At 38.5% G+C, this 16,819-nt stretch carries 16 protein-coding genes and 1 other annotated feature; all 16 genes read right to left on the bottom strand.

Annotated elements, in window-relative coordinates:
* Positions 1 to 45: 45 nt before the first annotated feature.
* The gene (gene ileS, locus ACFX4W_RS09815) at positions 46 to 2,811 is read right to left on the bottom strand and encodes an isoleucine--tRNA ligase (protein ID WP_043976425.1); all 2,766 of its coding nucleotides are present in this window, start codon (positions 2,809 to 2,811) and stop codon (positions 46 to 48) included.
* A gap of 71 nt (positions 2,812 to 2,882) precedes the next feature.
* Positions 2,883 to 3,103: a binding site (T-box leader), on the bottom strand.
* Between the two features lie 69 nt (positions 3,104 to 3,172).
* A complete protein-coding gene (locus ACFX4W_RS09820; protein ID WP_013058945.1) occupies positions 3,173 to 3,667 on the bottom strand; it encodes a DivIVA domain-containing protein in 495 nt (164 codons plus the stop codon).
* Between the two features lie 84 nt (positions 3,668 to 3,751).
* On the bottom strand, positions 3,752 to 4,525 hold the full coding sequence (locus ACFX4W_RS09825) for a YlmH family RNA-binding protein (protein ID WP_043976422.1): 774 nt from the start codon (positions 4,523 to 4,525) through the stop codon (positions 3,752 to 3,754).
* Between the two features lie 51 nt (positions 4,526 to 4,576).
* Positions 4,577 to 4,846: a YggT family protein gene (locus ACFX4W_RS09830; protein ID WP_013058947.1), complete on the bottom strand. Its 270-nt coding sequence runs from the start codon at positions 4,844 to 4,846 to the stop codon at positions 4,577 to 4,579.
* A gap of 3 nt (positions 4,847 to 4,849) precedes the next feature.
* Entirely contained in the window at positions 4,850 to 5,317 is a 468-nt protein-coding gene (locus tag ACFX4W_RS09835; protein ID WP_028410770.1) for a cell division protein SepF, read from the bottom strand.
* Positions 5,318 to 5,333: 16 nt separating this feature from the next.
* Complete coding sequence (locus tag ACFX4W_RS09840; RefSeq protein ID WP_043976419.1) at positions 5,334 to 6,017, bottom strand: YggS family pyridoxal phosphate-dependent enzyme; 684 nt, start codon at positions 6,015 to 6,017, stop codon at positions 5,334 to 5,336.
* A 7-nt stretch (positions 6,018 to 6,024) separates the two neighbouring features.
* Entirely contained in the window at positions 6,025 to 6,846 is an 822-nt protein-coding gene (gene pgeF / locus ACFX4W_RS09845; RefSeq protein WP_097824528.1) for a peptidoglycan editing factor PgeF, read from the bottom strand.
* A 74-nt stretch (positions 6,847 to 6,920) separates the two neighbouring features.
* On the bottom strand, positions 6,921 to 7,175 hold the full coding sequence (locus tag ACFX4W_RS09850; RefSeq protein WP_013058951.1) for a YlmC/YmxH family sporulation protein: 255 nt from the start codon (positions 7,173 to 7,175) through the stop codon (positions 6,921 to 6,923).
* Between the two features lie 348 nt (positions 7,176 to 7,523).
* Positions 7,524 to 8,303, bottom strand: coding sequence for an RNA polymerase sporulation sigma factor SigG (gene sigG / locus ACFX4W_RS09855; protein ID WP_013058952.1), 780 nt, complete (start codon positions 8,301 to 8,303; stop codon positions 7,524 to 7,526).
* A gap of 148 nt (positions 8,304 to 8,451) precedes the next feature.
* On the bottom strand, positions 8,452 to 9,171 hold the full coding sequence (gene sigE, locus ACFX4W_RS09860; RefSeq protein ID WP_013058953.1) for an RNA polymerase sporulation sigma factor SigE: 720 nt from the start codon (positions 9,169 to 9,171) through the stop codon (positions 8,452 to 8,454).
* Positions 9,172 to 9,201: 30 nt separating this feature from the next.
* Positions 9,202 to 10,125, bottom strand: coding sequence for a sigma-E processing peptidase SpoIIGA (gene spoIIGA / locus ACFX4W_RS09865; RefSeq protein WP_013084851.1), 924 nt, complete (start codon positions 10,123 to 10,125; stop codon positions 9,202 to 9,204).
* A 276-nt stretch (positions 10,126 to 10,401) separates the two neighbouring features.
* Positions 10,402 to 11,559, bottom strand: a complete 1,158-nt coding sequence (gene ftsZ / locus ACFX4W_RS09870) for a cell division protein FtsZ (RefSeq protein ID WP_013058955.1) — start codon at positions 11,557 to 11,559, stop codon at positions 10,402 to 10,404.
* Positions 11,560 to 11,600: 41 nt separating this feature from the next.
* Positions 11,601 to 12,896, bottom strand: a complete 1,296-nt coding sequence (gene ftsA, locus ACFX4W_RS09875) for a cell division protein FtsA (RefSeq protein WP_013058956.1) — start codon at positions 12,894 to 12,896, stop codon at positions 11,601 to 11,603.
* Between the two features lie 425 nt (positions 12,897 to 13,321).
* Positions 13,322 to 14,080: a cell division protein FtsQ/DivIB gene (locus ACFX4W_RS09880; protein WP_016765445.1), complete on the bottom strand. Its 759-nt coding sequence runs from the start codon at positions 14,078 to 14,080 to the stop codon at positions 13,322 to 13,324.
* Positions 14,081 to 14,233: 153 nt separating this feature from the next.
* The gene (gene murB, locus ACFX4W_RS09885; protein WP_043976414.1) at positions 14,234 to 15,139 is read right to left on the bottom strand and encodes a UDP-N-acetylmuramate dehydrogenase; all 906 of its coding nucleotides are present in this window, start codon (positions 15,137 to 15,139) and stop codon (positions 14,234 to 14,236) included.
* A 540-nt stretch (positions 15,140 to 15,679) separates the two neighbouring features.
* Positions 15,680 to 16,780: a stage V sporulation protein E gene (spoVE, locus tag ACFX4W_RS09890; RefSeq protein ID WP_013058959.1), complete on the bottom strand. Its 1,101-nt coding sequence runs from the start codon at positions 16,778 to 16,780 to the stop codon at positions 15,680 to 15,682.
* Positions 16,781 to 16,819 lie beyond the last annotated feature (39 nt).

A 16,819-nucleotide genomic window follows, 5' to 3' on the forward strand; every position in this document is an offset into this window, starting at 1 on the left:
TTCGTACAGCAAAAAACACGCCCAAAAAGGACGTGTTTTTGTTAATTACTGCTGAACGTAGTGATTTTTTACAACATCCGCACAGCGTGTACATAAAGTCGGGTGATCTTGATCTTCGCCAACTGTTGGTGATACAACCCAGCAGCGCTCACACTTCTCACCTTCTGCTTTACTTACAACAATTGAAGCATAGCTGAATTTTTGTGCTTCAGCAGGTGCTTCACCTTCTGCTACCTCAAGATCTGAAACGATGAAGAGTTGACCTACATTTTCAGAAATAGATGCTAACAGTTCTTTCGTATCTGCTGTTGGATACAGCGTTAATTTTGCTTCTAAAGACTTACCGATTACTTTTTCATTACGAGCCTGTTCTAGCGCTTTTAATACTTCATCACGAAGCTCCATGAATGCATCCCATTTCTCTACTAATTGATCTGCTCCTTCGATTTCTTGAACCTCTGGCATATCAACTAGCTGCACGCTTTCTTCCGTTACATTTGGAATGTGAACCCATACTTCGTCTGCTGTATGAGAAAGAATTGGAGACACTAATTTCGTTAACGATAATAACGTTTCATAAAGGACCGTTTGAATGCTGCGGCGCTCTACATTATTTTCTGCTTCGATGTACAATACATCTTTTGCAAAGTCTAAGTAGAATGAACTCATATCAATTGTACAGAAATTATGCACTGCGTGATAAATGCTTGAGAATTCATATGAATCATAAGATTTTTTCACTTTATCAATTAATTTGTTCAGCTTCACAAGCATGTAGCGGTCTACTTCACGAAGGTCTTCAACAGCTACAGCATCAGTTGTTGGATTAAAGTCCTCTAAGTTTCCTAGTAAGAAACGGAACGTGTTGCGGATTTTACGATATACTTCTGCTACTTGTTTTAAAATGTTATCAGATACACGAACATCAGCTTGGTAATCTACAGAAGCTACCCATAAACGTAAAATATCTGCACCTAGTTGTTTCATTACTTTTTCTGGAATTACAACGTTTCCTAATGACTTACTCATTTTGCGACCTTCACCGTCTAAAGCAAATCCGTGGCTAAGTACCCCTTTATAAGGTGCTTCACCCGTTACAGCTACGCTTGTAGAAAGACTTGAATTAAACCAGCCGCGGTATTGGTCAGAACCTTCTAAATACAAATCAGCCGGACGCTGTAAGTCTTCACGTTCTTCAAGAACAGCTTGATGTGAAGAACCAGAGTCAAACCATACGTCCATGATGTCTGTTTCTTTTGTGAAGCGGCCATTTGGGCTTCCTTCATGAGTAAAGCCTTCCGGAAGCAAGTCTTTTGCTTCACGCTCAAACCATACGTTTGATCCATGTTCTCTAAATAGATTTGATACGTGTTCAATTGTTTCATCCGTAATGATTGGCTCATCATTTTCAGCATAAAATACCGGAATCGGAACGCCCCATGCACGTTGACGAGAAATACACCAGTCTCCGCGGTCACGCACCATGTTATAAAGTCGCGTTTCACCCCAAGTAGGCACCCATTTTGTTTTTTCTACTGCTTTTAATAAATCTTCACGGAAATCTTTAATAGACGCAAACCACTGTGCCGTTGCACGGAAAATTGTTGGTTTCTTTGTACGCCAGTCATGTGGGTATGAGTGGGTAATGAAACTTAATTTTAACAGCGCGCCTTCTTCTTCTAGTTTGTCTGTAATCGGCTTATTCGCTTTATCATAGAATAACCCTTCAAATCCTGGTGCTTCATTCGTCATATGACCCTTACTGTCGACTGGACAAAGAACTTCCAAACCGTATTTTTGACCAACGATAAAGTCGTCTTCCCCGTGTCCCGGTGCTGTATGAACACACCCAGTACCAGCATCCGTTGTTACGTGATCGCCAAGAACAACTAATGAATCACGCTTGTAGATTGGATGCTCAGCTACTACACGCTCAAGTTCTGAACCTTTTACCGTACGAAGCGTCTTATAGTCAGCCCATTCAATTTCTTTAGCAACTGTTTCAATCAGTTCAGTTGCCACTACATATTTTGCTCCATCTACTTCAACTACGCTGTACTGAAGCTCAGGATTGACAGCAATCCCTTGGTTAGCTGGCATTGTCCATGGTGTTGTCGTCCAAATGATGAATTTTTCATCTTGTTCAAGCACACCTTTACCATCTTTTACGTTAAATGCTACGTAAATAGAAGCTGAACGTTTGTCATAGTACTCAATTTCCGCTTCTGCTAAAGCAGATTCACTTGAAGGGGACCAGTACACTGGTTTTAACCCTTTGTAGATGTAGCCTTTTTTCGCCATGTCACCAAACACTTTGATTTGCTGCGCTTCGTACTGGGGCTGAAGCGTTACATATGGATTATCCCAATCTCCGCGTACACCTAAACGCTTGAACTGCTCACGTTGGCCGTTTACTTGTTCCCAAGCATACTGTTCGCAAAGCTTACGGAACTCAGCTACCGTCATTTCTTTGCGGTTTACTTTTTTATTTTTTGTTAAAGCTGTTTCAATTGGCAAACCGTGTGTATCCCAGCCTGGTACATAAGGTGCACAGAAGCCTGACATCGACTTATAGCGAACGATAAAATCTTTTAAAATTTTATTTAATGCATGTCCCATGTGAATATCGCCATTCGCATATGGAGGTCCATCATGCAGGACAAATAGCGGACGGCCTTCCGTACGTTTTTGTACTTTTTCATAAATATTCATTTCAGCCCACTGTTCTTGCATTTTAGGCTCGCGGTTCGGTAAATTTCCACGCATTGGAAATTCAGTTTTTGGCATCAATAATGTATCTTTATATTCCATGTTTTACCCTCCAAAAAAAAACGTAAATTTCATATCTTTTTGTACCATAACAAAAAGACCTCCTCATCCCAAAAAGGGACGAGAAGGCCTCCCGCGGTACCACCCTAGTAGATTTGCTGCACGCAAATCCTCTTTGCATTCGTAACGTGAATAAACCGCCACTGCTTACTATCATCAGTTCAGCAATGGTACTCTAGGGTGATTTTCACTTTTTTGTTTGTTATCGAGCTCACACCATCCTCGATTCGCTTTGACAAACTAAAAAAGCTACTGTCCCTGTCTCCGTACTGTTTGATATGAAATTTCATCTGTTACCAAATTATATGACAACAAAACGTGAGAAGTCAAGATGATGTCTTGACTAGTCAATTTTTTCTTCTAGCGCTGGCATCTCATAATCCATCAACTGATCCCAGTCGTCGCTGTTTAACATTTCAAGCTGTGCTTCGATTAACATTTTGAAACGAGTTCTAAATACTTTAGACTGCTTTTTCGTCTCCTCAATGTCCATCGCAATTTTACGAGACTTAGACAATGCTTCATTAATAATACGGTCCGCATTTTTTTCTGCTTCTTTTATAATGAGCTTCGCTTCTTTTTCAGCGTTTCGCTTCACATCTTCCGCTGCTTCTTGAGCAATTAAAATTGATTTATTTAATGTTTCTTCGATGTTAGTAAAATGTCCAAGACGATCTGTTAATTCAGATACTCTTCCTTCTAACTCCTTTTTATCACGCATGACTAGCTCATAGTCTTTAATTACTTGGTCAAGAAACTCATTTACTTCATCTTCATCATATCCGCGAAACCCGCGATTAAACTCTTTGTTATGAATATCCAAAGGGGTTAAAGGCATCTAGGCCACCTCCGTGTTGTCTCATTACATCATTAGTAATGGTTTATTCGACATATTTTTAAAATTTCCTGCTAGTAGATTTCTTTATTTCTGCTTTCCTACAACAATTCGCCATTTTTCTTTTTTAGTTTTTCCTTCAAGTGAAACGATACGACTTCTGCCGTGACCACGAAGCGACAAAATATCACCTTCATGACATTCAAAAGAAGGCTGTTCAATGACTTTAAAATTTACTTTTACCGCTCCATTTGCAATAAACGGCTGGACTTTTTGTCTTGATAAATTGTGAATGGTCGACAGCAAAACATCAAGCCTCATTGAAGAAACTGTATAAACGTGTTCAATCAGCTCTTCTTTTACCACATGCAGCTGCTCTCTTTGAATAGAAGAAAGTGAAACTTTGGCTTTTCCAATTGATGTTAAATTCATCTCAATATAAGAAGAAATTTCCTCTGCAGCTACAAGCTGAATATCGTCTCCCGCGACCAAAATATCTCCAAATTTTGAACGGCGCAGTCCTAAGGACATCGCCGAACCAAGAACTTGAGGATGTTCAATTGTCACAAACTTTTTAGGATAATTTAGCTCGTACATATGCAACTGAAAATCTTCGCTTTGAGGTACATAGTAATCCGGATATAGCAGCGCGCGCTTGCGTTCAGCAAACGGTTGTCCACCATCAAATGAAACTTGAACCTCTCCTTCAGTCCCGACAATAGCTGTCACAATCTGCTGCTCTCTTGGATCTAAAAAGTCCGTTAATTTTGGGCTGTATTGATGTAGGACATCTTCTTTCCACTGAAGAACCTGGTCAATAAATCCATGTTCTTCTTGCCTAAAATGTTCATAAATAGACATATTATTACTCCTACTATTGGTATGTAAAAAAGGAATCCAGCGATTCCTTTTTTAAATAAAACCTACCACATTATTAAGTGAATACACGCCTCTTTCAGCAAATCGCAATAAAAAGATTGCAACAAGAGGTGAAATATCAATCATGCCAATAGGCGGAATGATTTTACGAAAAGGCTCTAAGTAAGGCTCACAAATACTGCCAAGCAGCTGACCAAACTTAGACGCCCTTACATCGGGTACCCAAGACATCAAAATGTAAATAATCAGTGCCCATGAGTAAAGCCCAATTAATTTTCCAAGAATCCCAAAAACGATGTCCAAAAACTACCACCTCTTTACGTTTGTTGTATCGTGTTCCCCCATCATATCTGAAATGCTTCCGCTTACGTCTACATTATCAGGTGTACATAAAAAGATGTCGGTTCCAATTTTTTGAATGTCCCCGCCTAAAGCATAAACTGTACCACTTAAAAAGTCGACAATTCTCACTGCTTGATCTCGTTGAATGCGCTGTAAATTCACAACTACGACTTTACGATTTTTTAAATGATCCGTAATTTCTTGTGCTTCGGCATAGACGCGAGGTTCGCAAAGCATCATTTTTGATGATTTTTGAACGCTTTGCAAGCTAATCACATTTTGCTGCTGATTCGGCTGCTGACTAGCTTTCGCTGCTGGTCTCGACTGCTGTACGGGCTCTTCTACCGACTCTTCTTGTTCGTAATGTTCTTCTACATATTCAGTATCGTCATCAAGAGCAAAAAAACTTCTAAAGCGATTTTTCATACTCATCTTGAATTACACCTCCTTAACGTTCATTCCCAACTAACGTGGTTCCTAGTCGAATGAATGTTGCTCCTTCTTCAATTGCAATTGCATAATCGTTTGACATTCCCATTGATAGCTCTGTACACGGTGCATATGGCAAGTTTAGTTCTTGTATGCGACTCTGCAATTTTTTTAGACCTTGAAAACAGCTGCGAAGCGTAGACTCGTCATCTGTGTGAGGAGCCATGGTCATCAATCCGACCACTTGAATATTTGTAAATTCTTCAAGGGATTTAATAAATGGAATTACGTCTTCTACAGCAAGGCCATGCTTGGATTGTTCTTCGGCAACATTAACTTGTACAAAACATTTTATACGATGCCCTGAGCGTTTATCAATTTCTTTTGCTAAAGATACTCGGTCTAGTGAATGAATATAGTCAACTTTATCAATCACATTTTTTACTTTTCTTGTTTGTAAGCTTCCGATAAAATGCCAGGTCGCTTTCTCACCGATTGATTCATACTTTTCTAGAAGACCTTCATCCCTGTTTTCTCCAAGATGTAAAATGCCTGCATCCACTGCTTCTGCTGCTCGTTTTGTGGAAACGTATTTTGTTACAGCAATCAGCTCTACATCTTCTCGATTTCGATTAACTTTTTTACACGCTTCAGCAATTGTTTGTTGAACTGCTTCTAGATTTTCACTTACGCTAGCTGTCACTATGTAATTACTCCTCCTTAAAGCCTATGAAGTTAAACATGCGTCCTGTTTTCCCTTGGTCGCGGCGATGTGAGAAGAACAGGTCATCTTCACAGCTTGTACAATACGACGATGTTAAAATTCGTTCCGGCAATACGCCTGCGTTTTGAATCAGCAGCTTATTGACTTTTTTTAAATTAAGCGCGTATTGTCCAGGGCTTACTTCTTGATATCCATTTTGGCCAACTACTTCGTTTACTTGTGTAATGACGCGGTTATCGACAACATAACAGCAATCTTCAATCGAAGGGCCAATCGCCACGTAAATATCTTCAACCGGAACATTTTCTTGCTCTACCCAACGTCGAATCATATTTCCTGCAATATCTTTCACTGTTCCCTTCCACCCGGCATGAGCTAGACCAACTAAATGGTGATCAGGCGCATAGAAGTACAGCGGAACACAATCTGCATAACATAAAGCTAACAAAATATCAGATTCATTTGTATAAATGCCATCCGTTGCTTTTATGCCCTCTTCATACTTGTAGAGTCCTTTTGCACAGTCGGCTTTTGTTACTTTTTGAACAGTTGCTTCATGTACTTGTTCAGCACATACAAAGCTTTCAAAAGACATGTCTAGTTCGGCTGCTAAAATTTTTCTATTTGTAATAACATCTTCTACGTTATCGTTTACGTGAAGCCCTAGGTTAAAAGAAGCAAATGGAGGTTTACTCACGCCACCATTTTTTGTGGTGAAACCAGCAACAAGCATATCATTCTTTTCTACCCAAGGGCTCAGCCACATAAACGACTCGTGATGGCTTTTTTTTAATGGCTCAGGATTCATGTATGTGACACATCCCTTGTTTCATTTCTTCTCACATATTGTACCACAGATTGCTAGGTGCTGTTGACAAAAAACTAATTCTCTTCAGGCTGAAATGCGTCTTTATAACGTACTAAAATGACATCAGAACCAATTTTCACAATATTTTTCCACGGAATCACAATTTCATCATCTTTTCCAAAGAAGCCCAATACACGAGAGCCTCCGATAATGACGGCCTGTATTTTTCCCGTTGTTAAGTCAATATCAATATCCCCTACATTTCCAAGTTTTTTGCCATCAGCTACATTCACTACATCTTTCAGCTGGAATTCTGAAATCTTTAACATGCTCTCTCCTCCTATAGCCAACTTTATTCCTTAGCCTATATATATTTTCAAATTTTCATTTCATGAAGGAAAAGCTTATTTTTTCTCTGCCATTCTCGTTCTATAGGCATTTTGTCCACTAATTACACAGCTTTTCATCAAGAGACATTCTCAACGAGTAGCTAGAAGTCCTCACAGCAATAGGAAACCGGATATGAATATCTTTTGGTCATGTATTATACATTGATACATACAAAATAAGCATCGTGTCTGTTTTTATAGACACGATGCTTATTAAGTTGAACATCAAATAAAGTGAATGGTATTAATTGTATGAACGCGAGCAGCTGCCAGTTTAGATAGCTTTTGTTAACTTTGAATATTTTTATTCATCTGTTTAATAGCAGCTTTTTCTAAACGAGAAACCTGAGCTTGAGAAATACCAATTTCTTCAGCAACTTCCATCTGTGTTTTACCTTGAAAGAAGCGCTTTCGTAAAATTAGTTTTTCTCGCTCGTTCAATCTTCTCATACCTTCTTGCAAAGCAATTTCTTCAATCCAAGTTGAATCACGGTTGCGTTCATCGCTTAGCTGATCCATGACATAGATTGGGTCTCCACCATCATTGTAAATAGGTTCAAATAGAGAAACCGGATCTTGGATAGCATCTAAAGCAAACACAATTTCTTCATGCGGCACTTCTAGGACTTTTGAAATTTCCTCAGCTGTAGGTTCCTTGGATGTTTCACTCATAAGCCTTTCACGAACTTGAAGAGCTTTATAAGCAATATCACGAAGGGAACGAGAAACACGGATTGGATTATTGTCACGTAAATAGCGGCGAATTTCCCCTATAATCATTGGGACAGCATATGTAGAAAACTTCACGTTTTGACTTAAATCAAAATTGTCAATGGATTTCATTAATCCAATACATCCAACCTGAAATAAGTCATCAACAAATTCTCCACGATTGTTAAAACGTTGAATCACGCTGAGTACGAGACGTAAATTTCCGCTTACTAGCTTTTCTCTTGCTGTTCCATCTCCAGCCTGCATTTGTTTAAACAACTTTCGCATTTCTTCATTTTTTAATACGGGAAGTTTCGAAGTATCTACTCCACAAATTTCTACTTTATTTCTTGTCAACTCTTTCCCTCCTAACAGGAGATGATGTTCTGAATTCAGTATCTCCTCCGAAGGAAAAAATATGCACTTTTACAATTCTGACAATTCCACGCTAAAAAAGCTGATTGTATAAGATGCTTCTCAGCCCTTATACAATCAGCTTTTTTACTTAAACCATTTTATTAAATTCTTTTCGCAGCCGTTTAATAATTCGTTTTTCAAGCCTTGAAATATAAGACTGAGAAATGCCTAGCATATCAGCTACATCTTTTTGCGTTTTTTCTTCTCCGCCGGCTAGCCCAAAGCGCAGCTCCATAATTTGCTTTTCACGATCATTTAATTGGTGCAGTGCTTTCAACAAAAGTTTTCGATCCACGTTCGCTTCTAGGTCTTTTGTGATGATATCTTCTTCGGTTCCCATCACGTCAGATAATAGCAGTTCGTTTCCATCCCAATCAATATTTAACGGCTCATCAAATGAAACTTCAGATCGAATTTTATTGTTGCGGCGCAAATACATTAAAATTTCATTTTCAATACAGCGAGAGGCGTACGTCGCTAGCTTAATTTTCTTTTCAGGATTAAATGTGTTTACTGCTTTAATTAAACCGATGGTGCCGATGCTAATTAAATCCTCAATATTGATTCCCGTATTTTCAAACTTGCGGGCAATATAAACAACCAGTCGCAAATTACGCTCAATCAACAGTGAACGTGCTGCTTCATCTCCTGATGGAAGTTTTTTCAGGAGTACTTCTTCTTCATCTTTTGTTAAAGGCGGTGGAAGAGCTTCACTTCCTCCTATATAGTACACTTCATCTGTTTTTAGCTTAAGTTTAATTAATAATTTGTACCACCATAATTGAAATCGAATTCGATATGTAGCCATTCTGTATCCTCCTTTATTTGTTCACACCTTTTACGATGCGGAACTTACTTCTCCAATAACAATGAGCTTCGGATGAACAATACATTCATATTGCTTCTCCACTGAAAGCGTTGTATGACTAATACCTACTAATACTTTTGTGACTTCAATCGTATTGGACTGATGCACCAGCCTTACCATATCTGGCTTTAGAGCAAGAAGGAGCTGATTGGCTTGGCCCACGCTTCGATAAGGGACAAAGCGGACTTTTGAATACCACTCTTGATCAATATCTTCGCTGTGTGAAAAGGATTGGACATTTTTGCTTAATTCCATTAAGCCTTCAGGCAATATTTCTTTTAAAGAATCTGCTGTAACAATCATAACCGGGGTTTTCGTCAGCGGATCTACAAGCTGGTTTCCACTATCAATAAGTCCTTTCATCGACAGAGTCTGTTCGTTTAAAATAACTTCCACATCTACCAGCTGATCAAATGTAATGTTTTTCATTCGCAAATCATCAACTCGTGCTTTTGAAAAATAAGATAATAGCGGAAAACCGATAAGAACAAATATCCAGCTAATAGGATCACCAAACTGTGGAGATTTTGTATCAACCATTTGATTAAGAACAAGAAACTGATCTTGAAATAAAAAGTGAACGCCCATTAATCCTCCACCAACAACAAAGGTTGCAAAATAAAACGTTAATAAATTCTCAAAGAAAAAGCGCAGTCGTTTATAACCAAACGTCATCAATACCATAAAAAAAGAGAATAAAATTTTAATGGCAGGGTGAACCATAAGATGAGAAAAAGGCGTAAACATAAGAAGGACAATTAATGAACCGATAAAGCCGCCAAGCAAAAGCCGCCACCACTTGTAATTCCGTTTAAGTACAACTGCACATAACATTAGTAAAATCGTATCTAACCCAAAATTCAGCATCCATATTAAATCTAAATAGATTGGCAATGTTTATAACCTCTCCATTCTTTCTGAATTTTTCTGTTAAAAATTAGTATATAGTACATCCTATTAGAAAGTCTGTCAGTTCATGCCGAGAAACAAGCAGTATTTTTGAGGAAATCATTCGATATTTGTCACACCACTTTTAGAAAGAAAACATAAACCCTTTAAAGGCATCATATTGACCATGTCGAATGTTTTTTATATTCTTTTTGAGTTTTCTAGATTCATTGCATAAAAAAAGACCTCTGTATAAAACAGAGGTCTTGGTTTTTTATTTTCTTAGCGTCTACGATTACGGTTTCGTAAGAATGTTGGAATATCTAGCGCATCTTCAGACTGTGGCTGAGATGGACGCGTATATTCTTGCTGTACAGGTTCTTCACGCTTTACTTCACGCTTCGGCTGTGGAGCCGGCTGCTGTGTCGATTGCTGCATGCGATTCGCCGATAACGAAGGACGACCTGGTTTTGGCTGTGATAAATCTTGGTCACTAAAGCCAGTTGCAATAACTGTAACAACAATCTCGTCTTTTAGGTTTTCGTTAATAACAGATCCAAAGATCATGTTCACTTCTTGGTCAGAAGCCGAAGCAACGATATCTGCAGCTTCTTGTACTTCGTAAAGACTTAGGTTTGTACCGCCTGTGATGTTCATTAATACACCTTGAGCTCCATCGATAGATGTTTCAAGAAGTGGACTTGAAATAGCTTTTTTAGCCGCTTCAGCAGCGCGGTTTTCACCAGTTGCAATACCGATACCCATAAGTGCAGATCCTTTGTTAGACATAATTGTTTTCACGTCAGCGAAGTCTAAGTTAATTAATCCAGGAACTGCGATTAAATCTGAAATACCTTGCACACCTTGTCGCAATACGTTATCCGCTTCACGGAACGCTTCTAGCATTGGCGTGTTTTTATCAACGATTTCCAATAAGCGATCATTTGGAATAACAATCAGCGTGTCCACTGCTTCTTTCATTGACGCAATGCCGCCTGCCGCTTGAGTAGAACGCTTACGACCTTCGAACGTAAACGGACGAGTAACAACACCTACCGTTAGTGCTCCTAGCTCACGAGCAATTTGGGCAATGACTGGAGCTGCACCAGTTCCAGTTCCTCCACCCATACCAGCCGTTACGAAAACCATATCTGCACCTTTTAGGGCTTCTTGGATTTGTTCCTTACTTTCTTCGGCTGCTTTTTTACCAACCTCTGGATTAGCACCTGCACCTAATCCTCTTGTTAATTTAGCGCCGATTTGCATTTTTGTTTCAGCTTTTGATAAATTTAATGCTTGTGCATCTGTATTAACTGCAATAAATTCTACACCTTGGACGCCATGTTCAATCATTCGGTTAACCGCGTTGTTACCGCCGCCTCCGACACCGATTACTTTAATCGTCGCTAATTGGTCTACACTTGTATCAAACTCCAACATGATAGTTCCTCCTAATTCTTCGAAATTACCAATCCGTAACGTTAATCAAAGAAGTATCCAAAAAACTTCTTCATTAAATTTTGGTCATTTTTCTTTTTCGGCTGCTCGGCTGATTGTTGCGGCTGCTGTGGTTTCGGGCTAGGTTTGATCATTTCTTGCTCAATCGGCTCTTCTTCCACAACTGGCGCTCCAATTTCCCGGCCTTGTATTTTAGCATTTTTGTATGCAAATTTTATTAATCCTACGCCTGTTGTATAATGCGGCTCACGTACTCCAATATAATCAGGCACTGCTATGCGCACGTTATTCTTTAAAATCACTTGAGCTAGCTCAAGAATACCAGGCATCGCTACTACTCCGCCTGTTAAAACAAATCCTCCTGGAATATCTTTGTATCCTAGGCGATTTACCTCTTGCGTAATCATATCTAAAATCTCTTCTAGTCTAGCTTCAATAATATCAGAGATTTCGAGCTGATTAAACTGCTGATGCTGATCGCTTCCAATAATCGGTACACTAAATACTTCTTCTTCAGAAGCATGATCGTAGAAAGCATGTCCATGCTTTATCTTAATATTTTCCGCATCTTCAGTCGATGTGCGAAGACCAATCGATAAATCCTTGGTAATGTGCTCTCCGCCAACAGCTAGTACATTTGTTACTTTCAAATGTCCTTGGTCAAAGATCGCAACCGTTGTTGAACCTCCACCGATATCTACCAGTGCGACACCTAAGTTTTTTTCATCACGAGATAATGCAATTGAACCAGCGGCTAGAGGCTGTAAACAAATATCACTGATTTCTAAACCAGCTCTTTCTACACAGCGTAATAAGTTATGTAAAACCGTTCTAGATCCCGTTATGATTGTGCCTTCCATTTCTAAACGTACCCCAATCATACCTCTAGGATCATTAATACCTTCTAAGCCATCTACAATAAATTGCTTTGGAATAACATCAATGATTTCACGATCTGGCGGGATAGACATGACTTGAGCAGCATCAATTACTCGATGAATATCTTCGTTTGTAATTTCACGATTCTCGCTTGACACGGCTACTACTCCGTGACAATCCTGTAAAAATACATGATTTCCGCTTATGCCCACTACAACCTTTTTAATTGTAATACCTACCATTCGTTCAGCTTGTTCTACTGCTTTTCTAATAGATTGAACTGTTGCATCTATATCAACGATAGAACCTTTTTTTAGTCCGTGTGATTTAACATTCCCTACACCAATGATATTCAATGAATCGTTACTCATCTCTCCGATGATTACTTTCACACTGGATGTACCGATGTCTAAACTAACGTATATTTCATTGCTGTTCATTCTTTGGCACCTCCTTTTTCTTTCTGCACATGTCATCTTAATAAATTAAGAAGAACAACAATATTAATTTTTTATTATATGAAAATATTCAACAAATACATCTGTTTCCCTTTTGTAAAATCAATTTTTTTCAAGTTTTTCACAGACTTTATCTCTTTCAAAGAACAAAACGTTCTGGTTTTGACTTTTTTTTAGATTTAAGCCTAAAATTCACTGAAAAAAGCTATTTAACTACAAGTCTACACTAAGATGTACACTGAGAAAAGCGAAACTTACCTAGAACAAATATTACATTTCCATTTCACAGCAACGGAGAAGAAAATCATATGTATGCAGAATACTTGCATGTGATTATACAATGTACGAGGGCTAGTTTGCCAGTCTCAACTCATCTATTTCCTTTAATTAACACTTATAAAAAATAATTACTGCTTGCTCTTTTTATAAGGTTTAAATGCATATCCTTCTTCTAAATCAATAATACCTTTTTGATCATCACTTAATTTACTTGCAATAGCTGGGTAATGAACAATTTTATCAGAGAAGTTGCTAATTTTCCCGCTTACTTCACGCGTATCATTCATAAACACCTCGATGTGAAGAGGTTCTGATTTTGTCGGCGCGTAGTAAATCTCAGAAATAGCCCCTTTTATGCTTTTAGGCGTTTTAGCTAATTCTTGAACCATGCTTTGTATAGCGTCTCCGTCTTTCCAGTCAATTAGCAGCGGAGCGTCGGATGACACTTTCTTAGCACTTACTTCTTTTAGAACTTTTCCATTTTCATTCACAGGGAAATATTTATTCCCCGAGGTTACATATGCAATTCTTGCGTACTCTTTTACGTCGATTACGACCTTATTAGGAAATGTTTTGTGAATGACAGCTTCCTTTACCTCAGGGTTTTTTTCGACTTTTTCTTGAATTTGATCAGCATCAGCTTTCCAGTAGCTGGTTTTTTTGGACAGACCACTCGCTTTGACAATATCCTTATCACTTACATGTTTATTCCCTTGTACTTCAATGTTAGAAACATTACTCAGAGAAGATTGAGAATATACAATAAATAAAATAAGGATGAAAAAGAGTGATAAATACAAAATCAGCCGTCTATTTGCTTTTTGCTTTCGCTGTTCTTGCAGCTTCGGTACCCGATCTTCTAAAACAATTAACTTACCTTTTTCCATTTTTTTCACCCTTATCCATTTGAGAAAATAAACGAGGAATTACCATCTATTTATTTCCAATCTTTGCTTCATGAGAATATCCCCATTATAGCATAGAATAAACACATAAAAGCTACCTTTTCACGCATAACCATACAGCCACGGGCTGGGTAATTAGCGACCAATAATCTCAACTTCTGTATGAATATCAATATCGAATTTCTGTTTAATTGTTTTCTTAACATGAGCAATTAAATTCAGCACATCTGAAGCCGTTGCATCTCCTGTGTTGACAATGAAGTTCGCATGCTGTTCACTAATTTGCGCTCCGCCTACTGAAAAACCTTTTAAGTTGGACTTTTCAATTAAGTCTCCTGCATAATTTGGAAGCGGATTTCTAAAAATACTGCCTGCACAAGGGAAATTCCAAGGCTGTGTTTCACGGCGATAGTCTTTATTTTTCTGCATGACCGCCACAATATCATCTTTCGTTCCCTTTTTCAAACGCAGCACGGCTTCTACACATACTCCGGGACGGTCTTTTTGTAGAATTGAATGACGATACGAAAATTGAAGCTCTTCATTTGTCAGCCACTCAAGAGTGCCATCTTCAAATAAAATCAGCGCTTTTTCGACTACATGAGACATATCAGAACCATGGGCACCTGCATTCATATAAACAGCGCCTCCCACAGATCCAGGAATTCCACTTGAAAACTCCAGCCCAGACAGGCCTTGTTTTGTAATAACTGTTGCAAGCTTGATGCTAGGGTATCCCCCACCTACAGTAACCGTCTCTCCATCTACTGTTAAATCATCTAATCCGGCTCCGAGCTTAATGACCACACCTTCAATTCCCTTATCAGAAACAAGAAGATTAGATCCTCGACCAATCGCTCTCCATTTCACGCCATGTTTTTTAATAATATCCATTGTAACTTTTAAGTGATCAACAGAATCAGGTTCTACAAGCACATCTGCTGGACCACCAATTTTCATTGTTGTATGTTTTGCTAGCGGTTCATTTTCACGAACCTTTCCAATATTCGCTTCGACTAACTCTTTTACTAACGCTTCCATAAGAACCTCCTAAAACCCTCTTTGCTGTTATAAAACTTTCATGTCAATGCGCCCTTACTTCTAATGCATAAGAATAATAAGAACAGATTCATAACTAAGCAGCAGCACCTTGTAAGATACCTTTTTTCTACCAAGGCACTCTATTCTGTTGTCAATTTCATCATTTTTATTTATCGTATGACATTCACCCATAGAATGTACGTTCATCTGCTATATAAAGTAATTTTGATTGTTTTTTTATCGTTTTTCATTTAGAAGTTAAACACATGCTGACAGTCATAAAAAAACGCTACGCTCATAAGTGCACATACGTTCACCTACTCACTAAGATAAAACATTTAACCTTACACATCATACCATAGTTGGACTCAAAATTGGTTATCACAACATTACATTTTAAAAACATTTCATACAAAAATATCATCTACCTGTAAAAAATCGAAAATAAACCGCCAACAAAATCCGGCGTGCACTTGGATTTAAGATGACGGTTTACTTCAGTAGACCATTGCCTACTTGACATTATACAATTTTTTTTAATTAATAGCGAGAATATCTACTAACATTTAACAAAACTCCAACTGCTGCCAGCATGAGCGTCAGCGATGATCCACCGTAACTTAAAAATGGAAGCGTAATTCCCGTAACAGGCATAAGACCTGTTACCACGCCTATATTAATCATGACTTGAATCGCAACCATTGAAATAATTCCTAAGGCTAAAAACGTTCCGTAAAGATCAGGAGCTCCGAGCGCTACTTTAATTCCTCTCCAAAGCAATAAGCTAAACAAAAGCAAAACAAGCGTTCCCCCGATGAAACCGAGCTCTTCTGCCAGAATAGCAAAAATAAAATCAGTTTGAGGCTCCGGCAAATAAAAGAACTTTTGTCTACTTTGCCCTAACCCTAATCCAAGCAATCCCCCTGGCCCAATTGCATAAAGAGATTGAATGATTTGAAACCCGCTTCCAAGCGGATCTTCCCAAGGATTTAAAAATGAAGTGATACGTTTAATCCGATAAGGAGCCGATAAAACAAGCCCTACAAAACCGGCAACGCCAAGCAACCCAAGACCTGCAAAGTGACTTACTTTTGCTCCTGAAACAAAAATCATGACTAAACAAGTTCCAACAAGCACCGTTCCCGTTCCTAAATCCGGCTGCATCATAATAATGCCAAACGGTAAGAAAACCAGTAATAACGCCGGTAACATGCCTTTTCTAAAAGATGTAATTTTCTTCTGGTTTTCTGATAAATATTTCGCTAAAAATATAATCATAGCAAACTTCATAAATTCTGAAGGCTGAATCGAAAACGCTCCAACTCCTATCCAACTTTGCGACCCATTCCGTACTAGCCCTACTCCCGGAATCAATACAAGTACCAGCATAACAAAGCAAATGATTACAATTGGCTTCGCCCACGTACGCCACATCCAATAATCAATATTCATGATGACAAACATCGCGCATACTCCAAGCCCTGCAAATAAGAGCTGGCGTTTAGCAAAGAAAAAAGAATCATTAAACTTGTATGTAGCCCATACCGCACTTGCGCTGTATACCATGATAAGGCCGATGGTTAGCAAGGAAAGCGTAACGATTATGAGAAAAAAATCTGGGGTAGACCTTTTTGTCGACACTGTCACACACCTCTAAAAATAGATTAGGGCTAGTGTATT

It is taken from the genome of Priestia sp. YIM B13489 (assembly GCF_042787645.1).
Lineage (GTDB): Bacteria > Bacillota > Bacilli > Bacillales > Bacillaceae_H > Priestia > Priestia megaterium.